Source organism: Limosilactobacillus mucosae (assembly GCF_046939755.1).
In the GTDB taxonomy this organism is placed as follows: Bacteria; Bacillota; Bacilli; order Lactobacillales; family Lactobacillaceae; genus Limosilactobacillus; species Limosilactobacillus mucosae_A.
Genome location: NZ_JBKZAY010000004.1, coordinates 88,069 through 107,907 on the forward strand (window position 1 = coordinate 88,069; position 19,839 = coordinate 107,907).

The 19,839-nt window shown below is 45.2% G+C and carries 20 protein-coding genes and 1 pseudogene; 11 read left to right on the forward strand and 10 right to left on the reverse strand.

The genetic code is table 11. The annotated features are described in order from the left end of the window. Nucleotides 1-43 precede the first annotated feature (43 nt). Nucleotides 44-997 carry an aldo/keto reductase gene (locus ACLUWI_RS02665; protein WP_412146053.1) on the forward strand — a complete coding sequence of 318 codons (954 nt, stop codon included), beginning with the start codon at nucleotides 44-46 and terminating at the stop codon, nucleotides 995-997. A gap of 12 nt (nucleotides 998-1,009) precedes the next feature. Next, a complete protein-coding gene (locus ACLUWI_RS02670; protein WP_412146054.1) occupies nucleotides 1,010-2,965 on the forward strand; it encodes a GTP-binding protein in 1,956 nt (651 codons plus the stop codon). A 421-nt stretch (nucleotides 2,966-3,386) separates the two neighbouring features. Here the strand turns inward: ACLUWI_RS02670 and pepI are convergent, their stop codons facing one another. From pepI to ACLUWI_RS02685, 3 genes are all read right to left on the reverse strand, one after another. Next, nucleotides 3,387-4,265, reverse strand: coding sequence for a proline iminopeptidase (pepI, locus tag ACLUWI_RS02675; protein WP_412146055.1), 879 nt, complete (start codon nucleotides 4,263-4,265; stop codon nucleotides 3,387-3,389). A 222-nt stretch (nucleotides 4,266-4,487) separates the two neighbouring features. Next, nucleotides 4,488-4,661 (reverse strand): hypothetical protein, encoded by a 174-nt coding sequence (locus tag ACLUWI_RS02680; RefSeq protein ID WP_412146056.1) that lies wholly within the window; start codon nucleotides 4,659-4,661, stop codon nucleotides 4,488-4,490. A 184-nt stretch (nucleotides 4,662-4,845) separates the two neighbouring features. After that, nucleotides 4,846-5,391, reverse strand: coding sequence for a PepSY domain-containing protein (locus tag ACLUWI_RS02685; protein ID WP_412146057.1), 546 nt, complete (start codon nucleotides 5,389-5,391; stop codon nucleotides 4,846-4,848). 226 nt (nucleotides 5,392-5,617) lie between these two features. Between ACLUWI_RS02685 and ACLUWI_RS02690 the strand changes: the two genes are divergently transcribed. After that, a complete protein-coding gene (locus ACLUWI_RS02690) occupies nucleotides 5,618-6,544 on the forward strand; it encodes a linear amide C-N hydrolase (RefSeq protein WP_412146058.1) in 927 nt (308 codons plus the stop codon). Nucleotides 6,545-6,610: 66 nt separating this feature from the next. On the opposite strand, the gene ACLUWI_RS02695 is transcribed toward ACLUWI_RS02690, so the two are convergent. Next, nucleotides 6,611-7,114, reverse strand: coding sequence for a hypothetical protein (locus ACLUWI_RS02695; RefSeq protein ID WP_412146059.1), 504 nt, complete (start codon nucleotides 7,112-7,114; stop codon nucleotides 6,611-6,613). Nucleotides 7,115-7,748: 634 nt separating this feature from the next. On the opposite strand from ACLUWI_RS02695, the gene ACLUWI_RS02700 reads away from it, so the two are divergent. Then, a complete protein-coding gene (locus tag ACLUWI_RS02700; protein ID WP_412146060.1) occupies nucleotides 7,749-9,758 on the forward strand; it encodes a cation:proton antiporter in 2,010 nt (669 codons plus the stop codon). Between the two features lie 383 nt (nucleotides 9,759-10,141). On the opposite strand, the gene ACLUWI_RS02705 is transcribed toward ACLUWI_RS02700, so the two are convergent. From ACLUWI_RS02705 to ACLUWI_RS02715, 3 genes and pseudogenes are all read right to left on the reverse strand, one after another. Next, on the reverse strand, nucleotides 10,142-10,312 hold the full coding sequence (locus ACLUWI_RS02705) for a hypothetical protein (RefSeq protein WP_160248891.1): 171 nt from the start codon (nucleotides 10,310-10,312) through the stop codon (nucleotides 10,142-10,144). A 189-nt stretch (nucleotides 10,313-10,501) separates the two neighbouring features. After that, nucleotides 10,502-11,182: a hypothetical protein gene (locus ACLUWI_RS02710; RefSeq protein ID WP_412146061.1), complete on the reverse strand. Its 681-nt coding sequence runs from the start codon at nucleotides 11,180-11,182 to the stop codon at nucleotides 10,502-10,504. Between the two features lie 138 nt (nucleotides 11,183-11,320). After that, a pseudogene (locus ACLUWI_RS02715) lies at nucleotides 11,321-11,494 on the reverse strand (glycosyltransferase); the annotation flags it as partial. Between the two features lie 171 nt (nucleotides 11,495-11,665). On the opposite strand from ACLUWI_RS02715, the gene ACLUWI_RS02720 reads away from it, so the two are divergent. The 3 genes from ACLUWI_RS02720 (at nucleotide 11,666) to ACLUWI_RS02730 (ending at nucleotide 15,721) form a co-directional block, all read left to right on the forward strand. Continuing rightward, nucleotides 11,666-12,796 carry a glycerate kinase gene (locus ACLUWI_RS02720; protein ID WP_412146062.1) on the forward strand — a complete coding sequence of 377 codons (1,131 nt, stop codon included), beginning with the start codon at nucleotides 11,666-11,668 and terminating at the stop codon, nucleotides 12,794-12,796. A gap of 238 nt (nucleotides 12,797-13,034) precedes the next feature. Next, nucleotides 13,035-14,189, forward strand: a complete 1,155-nt coding sequence (locus ACLUWI_RS02725; protein ID WP_412146063.1) for an ArgE/DapE family deacylase — start codon at nucleotides 13,035-13,037, stop codon at nucleotides 14,187-14,189. Nucleotides 14,190-14,203: 14 nt separating this feature from the next. Beyond that, on the forward strand, nucleotides 14,204-15,721 hold the full coding sequence (locus tag ACLUWI_RS02730; RefSeq protein ID WP_412146064.1) for a YfcC family protein: 1,518 nt from the start codon (nucleotides 14,204-14,206) through the stop codon (nucleotides 15,719-15,721). Nucleotides 15,722-15,818: 97 nt separating this feature from the next. Here the strand turns inward: ACLUWI_RS02730 and ACLUWI_RS02735 are convergent, their stop codons facing one another. From ACLUWI_RS02735 to ACLUWI_RS02745, 3 genes are read right to left on the reverse strand one after another with little or no spacing between them, the layout of a single operon-like run. Next, on the reverse strand, nucleotides 15,819-16,049 hold the full coding sequence (locus ACLUWI_RS02735; protein WP_412146065.1) for a hypothetical protein: 231 nt from the start codon (nucleotides 16,047-16,049) through the stop codon (nucleotides 15,819-15,821). Continuing rightward, nucleotides 16,042-16,470 carry a hypothetical protein gene (locus tag ACLUWI_RS02740; protein ID WP_412146066.1) on the reverse strand — a complete coding sequence of 143 codons (429 nt, stop codon included), beginning with the start codon at nucleotides 16,468-16,470 and terminating at the stop codon, nucleotides 16,042-16,044. The genes ACLUWI_RS02735 and ACLUWI_RS02740 overlap by 8 nt, the downstream gene beginning before the upstream one ends. 23 nt (nucleotides 16,471-16,493) lie before the next feature. Then, entirely contained in the window at nucleotides 16,494-16,940 is a 447-nt protein-coding gene (locus ACLUWI_RS02745; RefSeq protein WP_412146067.1) for an ABC transporter ATP-binding protein, read from the reverse strand. A 313-nt stretch (nucleotides 16,941-17,253) separates the two neighbouring features. Between ACLUWI_RS02745 and ACLUWI_RS02750 the strand changes: the two genes are divergently transcribed. From ACLUWI_RS02750 to ACLUWI_RS02765, 4 genes are all read left to right on the forward strand, one after another. After that, complete coding sequence (locus ACLUWI_RS02750; RefSeq protein ID WP_412146068.1) at nucleotides 17,254-18,651, forward strand: APC family permease; 1,398 nt, start codon at nucleotides 17,254-17,256, stop codon at nucleotides 18,649-18,651. 361 nt (nucleotides 18,652-19,012) lie between these two features. Continuing rightward, nucleotides 19,013-19,393, forward strand: coding sequence for a hypothetical protein (locus ACLUWI_RS02755; RefSeq protein ID WP_412146069.1), 381 nt, complete (start codon nucleotides 19,013-19,015; stop codon nucleotides 19,391-19,393). After that, nucleotides 19,383-19,562 (forward strand): hypothetical protein, encoded by a 180-nt coding sequence (locus ACLUWI_RS02760; RefSeq protein WP_412146070.1) that lies wholly within the window; start codon nucleotides 19,383-19,385, stop codon nucleotides 19,560-19,562. Before ACLUWI_RS02755 ends, ACLUWI_RS02760 begins: the two co-directional genes overlap by 11 nt. A 16-nt stretch (nucleotides 19,563-19,578) precedes the next feature. Next, nucleotides 19,579-19,785 carry a hypothetical protein gene (locus ACLUWI_RS02765; RefSeq protein ID WP_412146071.1) on the forward strand — a complete coding sequence of 69 codons (207 nt, stop codon included), beginning with the start codon at nucleotides 19,579-19,581 and terminating at the stop codon, nucleotides 19,783-19,785. Nucleotides 19,786-19,839: the final 54 nt, after the last annotated feature.

The window sequence follows — 19,839 nt, forward strand, 5'->3', positions numbered from 1 at the left end:
TGGTTTATACTGATCATATCAACAATAAAGAAGGCGTTAAATTATGCAGACGATTAAAATTGGCGCAACAAATTGGGAAGTCTCAAACGTTGCCTTAGGGATCATGCGGATGGGGACACTGCCCGTTGCTGATGCTGTTAAGACGCTTCAGACCGCGCATGAAGCCGGTATCAACTTTATCGATTCGGCTGACATCTATGGTCGTGATCCCAAGCTTGGCCGCGGCTCATCCGAAATTCATTTTGGCCAGGCACTCAAGCAAAGTGGGCTGCGACGAGATGATTTCTACATTCAATCCAAGGCTGGGCTGTTTGCTGATGAAACGGGCCGCATTACGCGCTATGACTCTTCTAAAAAGCATCTGCTGACTGCCGTAGATGGCATCTTAGCGCGGATGGGCATTGACTATCTGGACTCGTTCTTGATTCATCGGCCTGATCCATTGATGGAACCTGAAGAAGTAGCCGCGGCTTTTGATGAGCTGCAAAAAGCCGGCAAAGTAAGGCACTTTGGCGTTTCCAACTTCAACCCGCAACAGATTGAATTGCTACAGCATGCCTGCTCACAGCGGCTGTTGGTTGACCAGCTGCAGTTTTCGATCATGCACACGGGGATGATTGATTTTGGCCTGCATACCAATATGACTGATCAAGCCTCGCTCAATCATGATGGGGGACTGTTGGAATACGCGCGGCGCAAGCAAATGACGATTCAAACCTGGTCGCCGTTTCAATATGGTACATTTGCGGGAACCTTTATCGACAATGAGGAGTTCCATGAATTAAATGTGGTGTTAAAGCGTCTGGCCGATAAGTATCATGTTTCTAAAAATGCGATCGCAGTTGCTTGGATTCTCAAACATCCCGCAAAAATGCAAGTGCTTTTGGGGACGATGAATCCGCAGCATATTATTGATAGTGCTCAAGGCAGCGAGATAACCTTGACCAACCAGGAATGGTACGATATCTATCTGGCAGCTGGCAACTCACTACCATAAAGGAGGATTGAATTGAGCAAACAGATTACGATTGGTATGATCGCGCATGTTGATGCCGGTAAAACAACGCTGTCTGAGGCCCTGCTTTATCAGACGGGAATCATTCGCCGTCTGGGACGTGTTGACAATGGGGATGCATTCCTGGATTCCGATCAGCTTGAAAAAAAGCGTGGCATTACGATTTTTTCCCACCAGGCCAAGCTTGAGTATGACGACCTGTCCATCACGCTGCTGGATACCCCTGGCCACGTTGATTTTGCTGCGCAGACTGAACAGGCACTGCGGGTTTTGGACTATGCGGTTTTGGTGATTTCGGCAACCGATGGCGTTAAAGGCTATACCAGAACGCTTTGGCAGCTGTTGGCTGAAAACCGCGTCCCGACTTTTATCTTTGTCAATAAAATGGATGCTGATACGGCTGATGGTAAGAAGATCCTCAGTCAGCTGCAGACCGAGCTTGCGTCAGGCTGTTTTGCGCTGACGGACTTTAATGGTGAGCTTAAATTATTTGACCATGAAGAACTGGCCATGCAAGATGACGATGCATTGTTAGAATACCTGGATCAAGGTCAGCTTTCAGATGAGCGTATTCGGCAGATGATTCAGCAACGGCAGCTTTTTCCCTGCTGTTTTGGCTCAGCATTAAAGCTGCAAGGGATTGATGCCTTGCTGGCTTCACTTGCCCAGTGGACGCAGCCTCGTGAATTTCCCAGCGAGTTTGCGGCCCGTGTGTTTAAAATCTCGCATGATGAACGGGGCGAGCGCTTAACCTGGGTGCGGGTGCTGGGTGGCAGTCTCAAGGCAAAGACCGCCATTTTACCGGATCAAAAGGCCAATCAGCTGCGTGTATACAACGGCAGTAAGTTTACCATCGTCAATCAGGTCTCAGCAGGCGCTGTCTGTGCCATTGCCGGGCCGATGACAACCTATCCAGGACAAGGGCTAGGGAACCTTAAAGACGATACGCAGACACTCATGCAGCCCGTTTTGAGTTATGCGGTTGATCCGAAAGAAAATGACGTTCATCAATGCTTAAAGGCCATGCAGACGCTGGCTGATGAGGATCCACTGCTGCATGTGGTCTGGGATGAACAGCTGCAGGAGATTCGCGTTCAGATCATGGGAACCGTGCAGCTGGAAATTATGCAGCAACTGCTCTTAGAACGATTTGGCATGGATGTTGACTTCATTAAAGGCGGTATTTTGTATCGTGAGACCATCACCGCGCCAATTGAGGGAGTCGGTCACTTTGAGCCATTGCGGCACTATGCTGAAGCGCATCTCTTATTAGAGCCGGCCAAGCGGGGAACCGGGATCCGCTATACCAGTCAATGCAGTGTCGATGTGCTGAATAAAAATTGGCAGCATCAGATCATTACCAGTCTCGAGCAGGCCAGTCCCAAGGGCGTTTTGATTGGCGCTCCGCTGACCGATGTCAAGGTAACGCTGGTTGGTGGCCGCGCGCACGTCAAACATACTGAGGGTGGGGACTTCCGTCAGGCTGCCAGTCGCGCGCTAAGGCAAGGATTGATGACTTTAAAAGCCCAGCATCAATGTCAGCTTTTGGAGCCGTGGTATCGTTTCCGGCTGATGGTCCCAAGTACTCAGGTTGGTCGTGCGCTTAACGACTTGCAGCGCATGCATGGCGAGGTTGACCCGCTTGATGATCAGATGACTGACAGCGTTTTACTGACTGGTCTGGCGCCAGTTGCCCAAATGAGCGACTATGCCACGGTGCTGCGCGGCTATACGCATGGACAAGGACAGCTGGAGTGTCTGCCAGCTGGCTATCGACCATGTCATAATGCTGACGAGATCATTCAGCAGGCGGACTATCTGCCGACTGCCGATCTGGCCAATACGCCGGATTCGGTTTTCTGCGCGCATGGTGCCGGCTACCCGGTCAAATGGGATCAGGTCCCGCAAACCATGCATTGCGACTATTACTGCGACTTTATGCACGGTTGATTGATCTATTATCTTAAAAAAGGCCTCAGCAATTACGCCGGGGCCTTTCTGCTTATTTATGATAATGATACTTTAGTTGGATGATTTGAATAGCCGTTTCAGTGGTTTAATTATAACGTTTGTGTACACAAAATAGTACACCTTTTATAATCATTATCATAGTTTTCAGCGACCACTGCAGCTAAGCCATCAATCTTCAACGATTTCATTTTAACTATCAAAAAGATCTCCTATATGAGTTTCCTCAAGTATAGGAGGTCTGCGTGGTGGTTGGAATACGTGTTGTTGTGGTGGTGTTCTTGCATAGAAACGACAGCCACTGATAAATAAAAAGCTCTCTGCCTGGGCCATTTGCCTGAGCAGGGAGCTTTGTCATCTTTGAAACGTACCAGCATGTGGCGGTCTGCCTGCTTGAACTGGTTTAGTCGTGCTGATCCAGCCAATCCTGCAGTACTGCTTGATATTCCAAAGGCTTTTCGACAAACGACATATGCCGCGTGCCGTCAAACAGATGCCATTGCAAATTGGGCAGGGCATCGGCCATCGTCTTGGCAACCAATGGCGTACAAAGGTCGTTGGTGCCACTGGTAATTAAGGTTGGCACGTATAGATTGCGCAGCTTATCAGTATAGTCATAGTCTTTGAGATTACCGGTCGGCGTAAACTCATTGGGTCCCCAGGCCGTTTGATAGGCCAGTTCGCCAACGTTTTTCTCACGCCACAGATATTCAGGAGCATTCTCATCAGGTGCTGCTGCCGCGTGCAGTTCCATAAACCGGGCATTGACCCGCTGGTAGGCATCACCAGTGAAATCGTTGGCAGCTTCGGCTTGAGCAATGACTTCCTGATCTTCCTTACTCATAAAACTGATCAAACGGTGCTGTTCTTGTCCCCATAATTGGGCATCAGAAAGGGTGCTTGAAAGAATCAGACTTTTAATTCCAGCTGGCATTTCATCACAAAGATACATGATTGCCAGCATACCGCCCCAAGACTGGCCCAGTAGATGGATCTGATCCAGATGCAGCCGTTCCCGCAGATTCTTTAATTCCCGCAGCCAGGTTTCAGCCTGATAGACCTGGGGATGATCGGGCATCGATGAAAGACCGCAGCCGATCTGATCGTACATGATCAATTGCCGCTGATCACGCTCGGCCAGCTCATCCAAAGCTTCAAAGTAGTTGTGCGTCGAGCCCGGCCCGCCATGCAGCAGCAGTAAAGGCGCCTTGTCGCTAGGCTTGCCAACGATGCGATAATAAGTGCGGTAAGGACCAAATGGGATAAAGCCGTCTTTAATCATTAAGATCACTCTCCAAAACGAATTAACTGTTATTATTCTAAGATTCAATTTCTCCAGTGACAAGCCTCAGTTAAGATTAAACATGTTGAAATACTAGATGCTGTTTGCTGGGTAAAAGCTTAGTCATGTTGTATCAAAATTTGCCGGCAAGCGCTGAAGCCACGACGCCTTGATTGACGTAGCCGTTTTTCTCATAAAAAGGCACACGATCCAATAAACAGATCAGCATGATGTGATGCCACTGGTTTTGGCGAATCTTTCAATGGCCCGCAACAGACTGGAGCCACCACGATAATCTGAATCAACAGCAATCGTTGCCTGATACTGGGCAGCGGTCCCGGGCTTTGAAGTGTAAGATGGCTGGCAGATCTTGGGGATCAACGACAGTAGTTTCAATCATAGCAAAATCCGTAGCTTGGATTAGAAGTCAAATAAACATAGGAAAATAGGACTCTTTAAAATATAAACGCATTAAAACTAAAATTTTAATGCTACTTTCAAAAATAAGGGAGAACAACTCTGCTTAGTTTTAATGTTAAAATGCTCGTCAAGTTTTAAGCAGCTTGACGAGCATTTTTAGTTAATCATCGTTTTCGACACTGATCACCTTTTGATTGATTGCATTGATTTTAACTTCGGTTTTTTGGTGACCATCAACAACGTCAACTTGCCAGATGGTTTGACCATCATCGGTTTCCAGCGTCCATTCGCGGCCTTGACCGGATTTAGCAGCTTTTTCGGCTAACTGATTGGCTTTTTGACGACTAATGACTTGGCTAAGTTTAATTGCCGTTTCGTGGTCATCAGCATCAAGTTTTTCAGATTTGGCAGCGGATAGTTTGCCAGTCTGTGCATCGATCTTGGCTGAATATTCCTTTTGTGAATCAAAGCCGGAAATCTCGTATTGGTAGCGATTCAGATGTTTTTCCAGACTGATTTCACTGATTTTTGTCTTGGCATATTTTTGCTTGAATTTAGCCACAGCTTGTTTTTCATTCAGCTTAATGGTCTGAGCAGCTGCTTGGACAGTTGGCGATGATTCAGATGTTGTGGCAAGCGTGCCGCCTGATACCGTGACAGCCAATAAAACCGCTGCAGCGAGCCGCATCAATTTGTGAGTCGTCATGATTTTTCCTCCTTTAAATATATTATGTAATTAGGTGTCATTGAACGGATGACTACTATCTCTAACTTAATTATACGAAATAGCAATCTACTTTTAAATCATCTTGCCTGGTAAGGAACCAATTAACTAAGCGTTTTCAATAAATTTAACGATTATCAGTCTGCTTACTAGTGATACCAAGCAATTAATGCTAGAATAGCCGTGAAGTTTGAAAGGGCGTGACAACATGTGTACGGCAATCAGTTTTACAACCAGACAGCATCATCGCTTTTTAGGTCGTACAATGGATTTCCCGCCCCGCTCCACGCCCTGGCAGCTGGGGTATCTGCCAATCGATTATCAATGGCAGAGTTTGCCGGAATACGACTCATTTGCCAATGATTATGCAATCTTAGGCGGAATGCGCCAGATCAATGATCACTATCTGATTGGCGATGGCTTGAATTCAGCTGGCTTATGGGCGGCTGAGCTTTATTTTCCTGGCCCGCAGGTTTATTATGATCATCCCCAAAATCATCATTTGAATCTGTCGCCACAGGACTTGATTGGCTGGCTGCTAGGCATGCACGCATCCGTTGCCGAAATTGCCTCAGAATTAGACACAGTGGCATTAAATAGCGTAATCTGGCACGATCATGACATTGTCCATCCTTTCCATTGGCTGTTAAGCGATGATACTGGTACCTATCTGATTGAACCTACACAATATCATTTAACGATTCAGCCCATCCAGCTGGGTGTTTTAACCAACAGTCCCTGTTATGCAAAACAGCGTCAAAAACTGACTGACTATCTAGGAATCGATCAAGACGCCAGCGATACCGAAATAATCATGGCGATTCGCGGCTCCAAAACTCCCCCACCCTTAAAAAGAACACCGACTTCGCGTTTTATCAATGCTGCGGTGAGTCTTTGGCAGTCATCCCCGTTCGACGACAATGATCAAGAGGCATTTAGGCTGTCATCTAAAATTTTAAAGCAAGTTGAAATGAACCATCTGCCTGGACATGACGTTTATACTCATTATCGAGAAGTAGTCGACGCGCATGCACAAACCTGTTATTTTTATGATCTAACCACGCGGCAAAATCTGGTCCATCGTTTACCTGATCTGATGGCGCGTTTCGATCAGCCATCCCTTTTTAAAAGCTAAAAAGCGCCTGGCGTATACTGCCAGACGCTCATATTGACAATGATAAGTTCTTAGAGCTGGTTAGACTTAAATGCTGTACTGACCCATGATTGCCATCTCATCCAGAACCTCGCCGATCGTGGCCTCATGCAGCTTAGCATATCTGGGTGCTCCCATCAGCCCATCATCCAGATAGTAATCAATAATGTTGCGATAGCCTTCCCCTGGCTGAACTAAAGGATTGCGCTCGATCTGAATGCGCGATTCACGGGTCAGTGGCGGATACTGCCCGCGATAGTTTTCATCAAAGATTGCCCGATTCAAATCGTTGATCATTACGTGATAGTTGCAGATCAAACGGTGTTGATTCATTTTGGCCAGGTCTTTTTTGTAAACATGCTTTTCTAGATACTGCAAAGTCTGAAAGGCCACTTTTGGATCCCATTCTCTTACAAAAGACTGGCCTTTGCGTACCTGCTTAATGGCTTTCTTGGTTGCGTCAGTATGCTTACACACTTTTTTGAGTTTCTTTTTCGGCAAGACAACGATGATTGATTCTAAAAGCTGCCAATCTGCTCCGGTAAGTGTCACGTAGATCCCTTCTTTACTTAATTTCAATCATAGTCTGATAAAACTTAAAGTATTATAACATGCTCAAAGTCAAATGGGCTTTAAAATAGTTTAATCTATCTTTGATTACGGTCATCAATACTTAGCAAGCCGGCTGTTTTTAATAAAAAAGCGCTCAATCAGTATCCAAACCGATGAGCGCTGGCAGCCATTACCCGAACAGCCGCTTGATTAGTTGTTTAACGTGCTTACTTGGCACGATAATTAGGAATATACACCAGTGAGACATTGGAAGGAGCCTCCTTCCCGCACTAGTCGAGGGTGTCAATCTCGCTTTAGTTGTGCGAAAATATTGTAGCACAGCATAAAAATATGTTACAATTCCAACGTAATTAGGAATATATCGTTGTGCAAGCTGGACCGTCAATCCAGCAAGCCGGCTGGGCGCTCCTTATATAAGGGCGCTCTTTTTTATTGCGGGCCTAAAAAGAAAAACTAAATAACTCAATGGCCTAATTTTAGTTTTGTTTAATCGCAAAATTTTACATAATATAAAATATTGTTAATAAATTCACGGGATAATAAAGTACTTGTTGATGTCCGCAGCTAAGTCTTATCAGTTATAATTAAATAAATTAATATTGGGAGGAACCTTATGACCACTGTCTACATTGTTGGCCTGCTATTGATAACCGTTGTGGCAGCCAACATCATTCATCTGCTCTGGCCGATTTTACCATTGGCGATTTATCAGATTATAGCCGGCATCATGCTGAGCATCTTACCGATCGATACGCATGCGATCGTTTTGGAGCCTGAGATTTTCATGCTGCTGATCATTGCACCACTAATGTTTAATGATGGGCAGAACGTCTCTTTTCGCCAGCTCTCGCAAAACATCCATCAAATTATGTCGATGGCGGTTTGGCTGGCGATTGTCACCGTCATTGTGGTCGGCAGCAGCCTTAAGCTGGCTTTGCCGCAGCATTTCACGTATGCTTTGGCGTTTATGCTGGCAGCCATTATTACACCAACTGATGCTGTCGCGGTAAAATCTCTAACAACCAATGTCGAGATGCCGAAAAATGTTAATGAGACCCTGGAATATGAATCGCTATTCAATGACGCATCTGGATTGGTCTTGTTCAGTCTGGCTACAGGAACGCTAACTTCAGGAGAATTTTCGTTGGGTCACGGCATTTTAACCTTTTTATACGTGTTCTTCGGCGGCATTATTTTTGGGGCATTAATGGGTTGGATGCTGATTGCGCTGCGAACCACGCTAATGCGAACCCACGTCGATATCGGCTCCATCGTCATCCCAATCAACGTCATGACGCCACTAGCAGTCTACTGGCTAGCTGAGGAGCTGCATCTTTCAGGGATTTTGGCAGTCGTGGCGGCTGGCATTGTCCACAGCATCTTATACGATCAGCTTCGTTTGACTTCTTCGCGCGTGCAGAACGCTACAACGACGCTTTGGAATATCATTGCCAGCTTATTAAACGGTTTTGTGTTTGTCCTCTTGGGAGTCATGCTGCCAGAAGTCGTCAGTCAGACACTGGCTCCCACGATTATGAAACTGGCATTATTGGCACTGGGCCTATATCTGACCATGGGACTGATTCGCTTTTTATGGGCGCGCTTTCGACTGGTTGATATGCATTCTGAGAATCCAAATTATGACAGTCTGCTGCTGGCGCTAGGAGGAATTCATGGTACGATTACGTTGGCAATGGCGTTTTCCATCCCTGTGCTAGCCGAAAGCTCACAGCTGGCCACGCGTACTCAATTGATTCTTTTGGCCGCAATTGTCATCTTGATCAGTCTGACGGTTGGCACGCTGGCCTTTCCGCGCCTGCTGCCAGCCAAGACTAAGAACTATACCAACGATGAGTTCCAAGATCAGCTGATCCATACCGTTCAATATGCGATCGATGAGTTAAGCGAGTCGTCTGAAAACAAAAAAGAACAGGCGCTTTTGATTGACCAGCTGAGCAGTCAAATGACACTGACTTTCAAGATCAATCGCAACGTCTATGATCGGCTCGCCAGTCAGGCACGGGGCGTTGAAATGCAGACGTTGGCTGAGCTGCGTGAAAATGGTGTCGTAACTGCTAAAGAAGAGCAGGTCTATGACCGAATGATTGGCCGCGATGCCTTAATGCACAGTCAGCATGGCCTATTTGCCTTTTTGCGAATCTGGCACTACCGGCTGAAATGGAAACGACTGAGTCACAAGTTGCATAAACACCATCCCCAAACGTTTAACGAAATGCAAAAGCTATATAGCAACAAGGCTTTGCAAGATAAGTCCAAAGCGGTTCGGCAACAGTATTTTGACCGTCTAGAATCAATCTTTAGCATGACCATGACCGACGTTAACGAGTTTTTAGATGAGGTACAGACACCAGACAACGTGCATGAGGTTGCCATGGTACGGCGGATGTATCTGAATCGGCAGCAGACACTGGATCGTTTCCATTCTCGTGGCGAGATGGATACCAACGTTTTGCGGACACTTGCCATTAAGGCCTTTCAAGATGAGCACAGCTACGTTCAGCAACAGGCTGCCGCTGGTGTGATTTCCGGTGAGCTGGCCAATGCATTGAATGAGCACATCTCAAACGATCAGCTGGTCTGCATCCAATCGTTTGAAGACTAATTATTTGACGACGTTTGGATATTGCGCTGCAAATATCGATTGCATCCCCTGTTACTCCCCTTTTAAAAAATCAGCCCTACTCAGTAATCTACTGGGCGGGGCTGTTGTATTATGTTCAATTATAGATAGCATAAATTGACATATGCTGATAAAGCTGGGTATAGCTGGTGCTTTCAGCTAGCAAGCCAGCTAGGATCATCTTCTTTTAGCTGAAATTGCAAAACATTTTAAAACCAGTTATAATTATACCGTAAACAAAAAGACTAACGTGCTGGAACACGTTAGCCCATGTCCTTGAAAATCGACAGTGTTTCGCTTTATTTACAGATAAAACTACTTCACCATCTTAGAGCTGCCACTCATAAAGATGGTTTTTCTTTTGGTCAGACGTGAAAATGACTGACCATCCAGCAGCCAGCAATCAGAGAGGCAATCACAATAATTACCACCACTGCTAGAGCTGCATACTGAACACCGATCGGCAGGCCGTGCAGTTCATGTAGAACCGCAGCAAGCCCTTTCAGATCGACGCCATCTTGATGTCGGTTTGACACTTTGAATCCCTTTCATAATGTTGGGAAGTGTCGCCCTCATTGTTTCAACTCCTTCATTGGCATCACTTCCTTTGTAGCGAAGCACTGCCAATGTTCTTAGACCAAAATATTATATCATAACCAAAAACGCCGCTTCAGCATCCTATGTTGATTCGGCGTTTTTTAGTTATTGGACTGATTGTTGGAACGTTATTGATAGTTTCTAACCAGATAGATCAGTGAGGCATCTTTTTGTACTTGACCAGCAATAACCAAAGACGTACCTGCCATTTGGTAATGATCGGTCTTCAAGATTGCAATCGGCTGTTTTTGACTGGTCTGATTGGCAACCCTGATCTGATAGTTGCCTGCTTTTAAGGATCGAGATAGTCGATATGAATCGCCACGTCGCTTTAAATACCAGGTCTGACCATTCTGCTGATCATGCAGCGAAACCTTCAGCGAGCTGTCTTGATGAATCTGAACTGACAAATATTGTCCCTCACCGTTAAGCTTAATCTGCTGTGAAACAATCTGACCCGGTTTTAAATATGTCGGCCGGACATGGTACTGAGTCGAAAGCTGTGAGCGCTGAACACCGCCGATAAACCAAAGTGAAAGCATCAATGAAGACCAGCCTGATACAGTATGACCGATTACATGAACAATCAAAGTGAAAATCCCCATACCAGCTGACAAAAGACAGGTTATCGTTCCTAGCCAAAAAATCAGTCGCAATGGTACGCTGATTAATGACGTAATTCCATTGAGCGCCAAACCAACCATTTTTTTGAACGGATATTTGGTTTCACCAGCCAGCCGTACCGTTCGCTGATAGTATACCTTCCCTGCCTGAAAGCCCAATTGTGGAACCAAACCGCGTAAGAACAAAATTGCGTTCCGAGTACTTCAATAAAGCATGTACTGCCCGATTGCTCATCAGCCGAAAACCAGCACTGTCGGGAATCATGGTCACACCCATCTGATTCATCAATTTATAGAAGCCCTCAGCAGTGTTGCGCGCTTGAATCAAGAGTCAGTCTGGCGATCAATGCGCACCCCGTAGACAATCTCACAGCCATTTTTATATTGCTCAATCATTTCGGGAACCTTGTCGGGATCATCTTGCAGATCAGCATCAATCGTAATCATCACGTCCGCATCCCAGACCGCCGTCGTCATCCTTGCCAACAAAGCTGATTGATGGCCAAAGTTGCGTTATAATCTGGCTTAAATGATCAAGACTAAGCATTATCTCGCTCCTTCTCGTTTTTTATTATCATACGTGGATCGTACTTGATCTGATATAGGATTAAAATGAAACAATTCTGAAGAATCTTCAGAAAGCAAAATATTTAATAAGGAGTATTTAGCATGACCACTTATCTTTTGGCACCAGATTCATTTAAAGAAAGCATGACATCGCGCCAGGTTTGTGAAGCAATGGCTTTCGGCATCAAGCAGGCTGATCCAAATGCCAGCATCATCAGCGTTCCCTTGGCTGATGGCGGTGAAGGAACAACTGATGCTTTAGTCAGTGCAACGCATGGTACTTTTAGACATCTGACGGTCACTGAACCACTAGGCAAATCAACTGCTGCTACTTATGGCATCCTAGGTGATTCACGAACCGCCGTAATTGAAATGGCAATGGCCAGCGGTTTGGAAATAGTACCGATTGATCAGCGCAACCCGTGGCTGACAACGACCTATGGCACCGGCGAATTGATTAAGGATGCGCTTGGTCAGGACATCGACTGCATCATCATTGGGCTGGGCGGTTCCAGTACCAATGATGCCGGTGCGGGGATGGCACAAGCATTGGGCGCGCACCTTTTGGATAGCAGTGGTCAGGAACTGCCGGTTGGAGGCGGCGCATTAAAAGATCTTGCCAGGATTGATGTCAGCGAATTAGATCCGCGGCTAAAACAAGTTGAGATCATCTTAGCCAGTGATGTGACAAATCCTCTGACTGGTCCACAAGGTGCTTCATATGTCTTTGGTCGGCAAAAAGGCGCTGATTCTGCCATGATCAAAAGACTGGACCAGAATTTGCATCATTTTGCTCAAATCGTCAAGCGAGATCTGGGGAAAGATGTTGAAAATCAACCTGGAGCTGGGGCTGCTGGGGGATTAGGTGCCGGATTGATGGCATTTGCTGATGGCAAGATGCAGCGCGGCATTGAGCTTGTCATCAAACTTACTAATTTAGAATCTAAGGTGCAGCAGGCCAACTATATTTTTACGGGCGAAGGCGGCACGGACTTTCAAACGCACTTTGGTAAAGCTCCTTTTGGCGTAGCGCAGTTAGGCAAAAAGTATCATAAGCCAGTCATCTCGTTTGCTGGTTATCTTGGCAACGGTATCGAAAAGCTGTATCCGGATGGCTTTACTGCCTTTTTCAGCATTATGCAAGGTGCCAGTGATCGACAGTCCGCACTGGCTAAAGGACCTGAAAATATGACCAGAACCGTTACCAACGTGGTGCGATTGTTAAAACGATAAATCTTTAACCCGACTTCATCTAGATGTGGTCGGGTTTTTATACGTAAAAACCCTTAATTTATGTTTATTAATGCATTATTCTGAATATAAAACAACAATATTATTTGAATTTAAATCGAAAAAATCGCATAAAATCATTCAATTAGAGCTATATATTTATTTTTATTCAGTATATTGACACGAAAATGATTATCTATTAATATTTTATTAATGAATAATTCAACAAGAGGTGCGTAATATGAATAAGCAGCAAGAAATTGATATATTATCACATTTGATCAGCATCAAATCGGTTAATGATCATGAGGCCGCCGTGGCTGACTACATTGAATCCCTGTTTAAGCCTTACGAAGACCAAGGCGTCAAGATTGAGCGCGTAAGCTATGCACCGGATCGCGACAATCTGATCGTTACAATTGGTGAAGGTGAGCGCATGCTGGGCTTTAGCGGCCATGAAGACGTCGTCGCCCCCGGTGATCTTAGTCAATGGAACTCGGATCCGTTTAAGGCCATGATTAAAGACAATATGCTTTATGGGCGTGGTGCTTCTGACATGAAGAGTGGCCTGGCAGCTTTAATTGCCGCCATGTTGGATATGCTGGAAAACCATCACGTTCCTGGCAAGATTCGTCTGCTGTGCACGGTTGGTGAAGAAACTGGCGAATATGGTGCCGCTCAATTAACCAAGCTGGGCTATGCCGACAATCTGGCTGGGTTGGTAATTGCTGAGCCGGGTAACGATATGCACGAAATCGGCTACACGTCTAAAGGCATTATCGATTACATTGTTACCTCCAAGGGTAAAGGTGCACACAGCTCCCAGCCACAAAAAGGCATCAACGCCATCGACCATCTGATTGACTTTGCCGTTCAGGTTAAGCCGCTGATGGCTAAATTCGACAAGGTCAATCCCGTGCTGGGGCCTCTCACACATGTACAAAGCGTCTTTAATGGTGGCGAACAGATCAACAGCGTGCCTGCCAAAGCAGTTATGAAAGGCAATATTCGAACGATTCCCGAATATCCAAACCAAGTCGTCTTTGACGCACTCAATGGCTTGGTTGATGAACTGAATCAAAGGCCGGGCTATGATCTGACAATTGAATACAGCTTCCCTGAAGACGCAATGCCTGGAGACAAGGATGCCCCGTTGATCAAGCTGATTGAACATGTTCACGATGAACTGTTTGATGGACCAATTGAACCCAAGGGCCAGGCTGGTGCCAGTGATGGGTCTGAGTTCTTGCATGCTAAGGGCGACTTTGCCATTGCCTTGATTGGTCCCGGCAACAATACGCAACACCAGAGCAATGAATGCGTTGATTTAGACGTTTATCATCAATCGATCAAATTCTACCAGCAGCTGGCTGAAGAATTTTTCGCTCAACCATAGAAAGGAGCCTGCTTATGCAACAACAGCCAACCCCTACTAAGAAAAAGCACAAGCTCCCTTCCGCGTTTACGATCCTATTTTTACTGATTGCCTTGATGGCAGTTTTGACATGGATCATTCCGGCAGGGACATATAAAAGCGACAGTGCCGGCAATCTGATCAGCGGCACGTATCACACGGTTGCCCATCACTACCAAGGAATCTGGGACGTCTTTATGGCACCCGTCACGGGGATGATCGGCAATAAGGCAACAACCGGCGCAATCGGGATCGCCCTTTTCATTCTCGTGATTGGTGGATTCTTGGGCGTCGTTAACCAAACCGGCGCCTTAAATGATGGTATCCGGGCCATCGTTCACAACTCCAAGGGTCATGAAAAACGAATGATTGTAATTTTAACGATTATCTTTGCGCTTGGCGGCTCGACTTACGGTATGGGTGAAGAAACAATCGCCTTTTTTCCGCTGCTGGTACCGGTTATGATGGCCGTTGGGTATGATTCACTGGTGGCAGCTGGTGTGATATTGCTAGGCACGCGGGTTGGGGATCTGGCTTCAACGGTCAACCCCTTCTCGACCGGTGTTGCTTCAGCTATGATCAAGATCTCCCCTGGTGAAGGACTGGGATCACGGATCATCTTGCTGGTTATCGTCACGGTGATGACAATCTTCTTTATTCTGCACTATGCCGATAAAATCAAAAAAGATCCAACCAAGTCACTGGTCTGCAATCAACGCAAGGCCGACATGGAATACTTTAACGTTGCTGACCGTAGCGAAGCGCCAACGCCTTTGACCAAAGTCCAAAAACGCGTCTTGTGGATCTTTGCAATTACTTTTTTGATTATGATTATCGGTCTGGTGCCATGGACCAGCATCAATGCCAAATGGACGTTCTTTAATGATTTCAATGATTGGCTGGTCAGCGTGCCGGTGTTGGGCGTATTGATCGGTCAAGACATGACACCACTGGGCAGCTGGTACTTTAACGAAATTACGCTCTTATTCTTATTTATGTCCGTGGTAGTTATGTTTGTGGCCCACATTAAAGAACAAGACTTCATTGACGCCTTCATGAAGGGTATGAGCGATTTATTAAGCGTTGCCATTATCGTTGCCGTAGCTCGCGGGATTCAAGTGATCATGAACGAAGGGATGATTACGGGGACAATTCTGCACTGGGGCGAAGTTGGCTTAAGCGGTATGCCAAAAGCTGCCTTTGCAATTCTGGCCTTTATCTTCTTTGTGATTTTATCTTTCCTAATCCCATCCAGTTCCGGTCTGGCAGCGGCAACCATGGGCATCATGGGGTCGCTGGCTCACTTTGCCAAGGTTGACGGCAGCGTTGTTGTAACCGCCTACCAGGCTGCGACCGGTTTGATTACTGCCGTTACGCCAACCGCGGGGATGCTGGTTGGGGCCTTGGCATTATGCCGGATTCCATTTACGGTTTGGTGGAAGTGGATTGCCAAACTGATTGCCGCCCTGTTTATCGTAGTCTGCATCTTCTTAGGGATTATTGCGGTGCTGTAAAAATTTAAAAAAACCTCAGGTGAGCCGAAACTCACTTGAGGTTTTTTAATTGAATGCATCCCCATTATCTTTATCATCGGCTGCCTGGAGTTGCAATTCAAATACAGCCCCAGGCGGTTGATTTTTTAGATGTTAGGACTTTTTTGATATTGTTGTCGGCAACAACTGTTATTACCGGGCATTTAGCCTTGCTTTGCTGTTGCATGTATTTGACGAAACCAAATCCAATGATTGCGACCACGATTGGGGCAATCATCATCCAATAATAAGCAGGCAACAGCGACTTCTTTTTAAATACCATTCTGGCAACGGAAAGCACTCTACTCATGGCTGTCTACCTCCCCTTTAATCGTTAAGCGAAAAATATAATCCAATGTTGCTGGTAAAAGACGATATCCACGTAATGATGGAAGATGCCTGGCTTGATCAATTGCCTGCTTGACATGCAGTTCAGAATCAAACGTAATTACTTTGCCGGGATAATCATCATCAATGGCCATCATCCCTGGCAATTCCTCAATTAAAAGGTTATCAAAGACGCCTTCCAGGTAGATCTTGGTTTTACCCAAACGTGATCTGATTTCATCAATCGGTCCATACAGTCGCTGATTCCCATTAACAAGCATCAACAACTGATCCGAGACTTCAGCAACGTTTTTCATGTTATGTGAGGAAAAAATGATTGCCGTACCAGCTGCCTTTAGTTTTTTGAACGTTTCAATCAGCAGTTCCACGTTAACCGGGTCCAATCCTGAAAAAGGCTCATCCAAAATCACCAGACGCGGACGATGGCCGTGATTAACTGAACCTTTTGCTGATTACCCTTCGACAGATTTTTAATTCGTGATTTCTCATTTCCCTTTACTGATAATCGATTCATCCATAACGGTAGATCGGCAGCCGCAATTTTTAGATCAAACCCATGCAGACTCGCAAAGTAAAGTACTTGTTCCTTGATCGTCATATCCAGATAAAGGCCCCGTTCCTCGGGCAAAAAACCAATCTGATCCAAAGATTTTTCATCCAGTGGCTGGCCAGCAATGGTAATGGTACCCTGATCCGGCTTTAAAAAATTCATGATCATCTTAAAAGTAGTTGACTTGCCGGCCCCATTTTGTCCAACAATGCCCAAAACCTCACCACGCTTAACGTCAAAGTTAAGATTATTTACAGCCGTGACCTCACCAAAACGTTTGGTTACGTTTTTTACGCTTAACATTTATTCACTCTTATCCTCTAATTTTCATCAATAAATATCTATCATGGTATGACAGATCCGTCATACATTCAATGAAAAAAACTGTAAAACTAGATAAACGCAATACAGTTCGAAAACTAATCACCTTGTTTCTTATCTAAAGTTGCAATCGATTTCAACTTTCATTTCTTTAATAATTTAGATGAATAATTCCTTTGCTTTTCTAATTGATTTTTAATATTTGTGCGACTATCATGTATTTCAATATCACAAACAAAAATCAAAATATCATTGAAAAGAATCGTTTTTCCTTAATCCAAAGGTGGTTGATATTATGAATCTGTTTCGCAAAGAAAGTCTGTCACGGTATATGAAAACAGACGGCCAGATGCCCAAGACCATGAACGCTAAAGATCTGATGGCAATGGGAATCGGTGCCGTTATCGGTAGTGGAATTTTCATCCTGCCGGGAACGGTTGCGGCCAATGATGCTGGTCCAGGCGTGACGCTTTCTTTTTTGGCCGCCGCGGTAGTGTGTGGCTTGGCAGGTATGTGTTATGCGGAGTTTTCGTCTGCCATTCCAGTAGCCGGCAGCGCCTATTCATACGGCAATATCATCTATGGCGAGTTCATCGGCTGGATCATGGGCTGGGCACTGGTTTTGGAATATTTATTGGCAGTAGCCTGCGTCTCGACTGGCTGGGCTGCCTACTTCAACTCGCTGCTGGCCAGTTGCGGCATCAACATCCCCAAAGCGTTGTCTGGTCCGTTTAATCCTGCTGGCGGCACCTACATTAACCTGACAGCGATTCTAAGCGTGCTTTTGATCACCTGGCTGCTTTCATATGGGATGCATGAATCGGTTCGCGTCAACAACATCGCTATTGTGGTTAAGCTTTTAATCATCGTTGCGTTTATTGTGATTGGCATCTTCTTTGTCAAAAAAGCCAACTATCACCCATTCTTGCCATATGGTGCTCATGGTGCATTCAAAGGTGCCACGACCGTCTTCTTTGCCTTTTTGGGTTTTGACTGCATCTCAAGTTCCGCGGCTGAGGTCAAGAACCCGCAAAAGACAATGCCGATTGGAATCATTGGTACACTGCTGATAGCAACGGTTCTCTACATGGGTGTCTCAATCGTTTTGACGGGAATGGTCAACTACAAGCACTTGGATGTTGCCAACCCCGTCGCCTTTGCGCTACAGTCCGTTCATCAAGGCTGGCTGGCCTCATTGCTTTCAATCGGTGCTTTGATTGGGATGGCCACCTGCATGTTTACGGCAATCTACGCCTCGTCACGCCTGATTTACTCACTGAGTCGTGATGGCCTTTTGCCAACCTCGCTACACCAGTTGGACAAAAAGTCGCATACGCCAAAAGTTGCTTTGTGGGCCGTTGCCATTTTAATTGCCATTATGGGTGGTTTCGTATCCTTAGACAGCCTTACCAACCTGGTTAACATTGGGACGCTGCTGGCGTTTACCATGGTTTCGTTTGGGATCATCCCATTGCGCAAGCGTGAAGATATCTTAAATGACGGCGGCTTTAAGGTACCACTGTATCCAGTATTACCGCTGCTTTCCGGGTTTGCCTGCCTGTTTATGATGTCGTTTTTGTCTAAGGAAACCTGGATCGGGGCCGGCATCTGGTTTGCAATCGGCATGGCGCTCTACTTTGGCTACGGCTATCGTCACAGCAATATCAATGATTCAATTGCCTCCCAAGCTTGATTCTTGCGGTACCAAGAAACAGGCAGATCCTGAAAGCTACTATCAATCATATTCAACTTAAAAACGAACGATACTAAAAATACAGGATGCGAACAGATTGGCCAGCATCCTTTTTTATGATTTTTATTATTAAAATTAAATGAATAATATACGATTTAAGTTAGAATTTGTGAGGCTGGGTTGACATCACAAACAATCCGACTAATATTTTAAAGTACTGGTATTGTATTAAAGATTTTATAAAGCTTATATGGAACAAATACATTGGATGCTTTAGGGATTTAAACTATCCAATGGTTACTGGTTAAATAATCTTTAATCTTTGCGGTTATTTTTGGGAATTGAGAGAAGTATTTTAAAAATGAATCATGAAATTAAGCAGATGCTCAAATTCAGCATCAGCGTTGTCTTAATTGAACTAATCTTCGTTAATCTTAGTGGCATCTTTAACCGACCGCCTGCTGAACTGAAAACCAGTTATGCCAGCTGGCGCGTTCATACCAATCGATTGCGGGCCATCCAAATTGACCAATCCTCGGAAAAAGGCGCCTATCCCAAACTTAACGGTCGGCATCTTACTATGGCTGCCTTTCCTAAACAAAACAAGATCTACATTTTAAACAATAAAAAGGTTGTCTATATTCTCAACGCCAGAATCAACCTTGCTGCTGGACAACATCAGCTTTTGGTTGGCGATCTTAGAGGTCTATCGATCTTTCATTACGATACTGATGGCAACTGATGGCAAAGACATTAAGTCCATCAATTGGTTAAGCGTTGGCCAGAATGCCGACATTGAGGCGGAACCTAAGCTGGGCAATCATGTTGACGATACGATTCAAGTTTCCAAAAAAGACGCTATCTGGCTCTACAATAATCTGCCCAAAGACGTCCAGCTGAGAATTTATTGATTGGGGAGTGATTAATTTGAAAGAACTGAAACAACTGGTTAAGCGGCATAACTGGCTCAAGCATTTCGGTGTCTGCAACCTGCTAATGTTTTTATTTTTAGTGCTTTATAATTTCACGACTTATTTGGTTCCTTTGATTCACTTAAGTTTGCCAGCAATTTTAGTTACGATGATTCTGGCTGACGTTTTGTGTATTACTGGCCAAATTATCGCGTTATCTTAAAGTAAATGAAATATTGGATGCCCTCTTTTGCGAGACGCATTTTGTAATTATTAA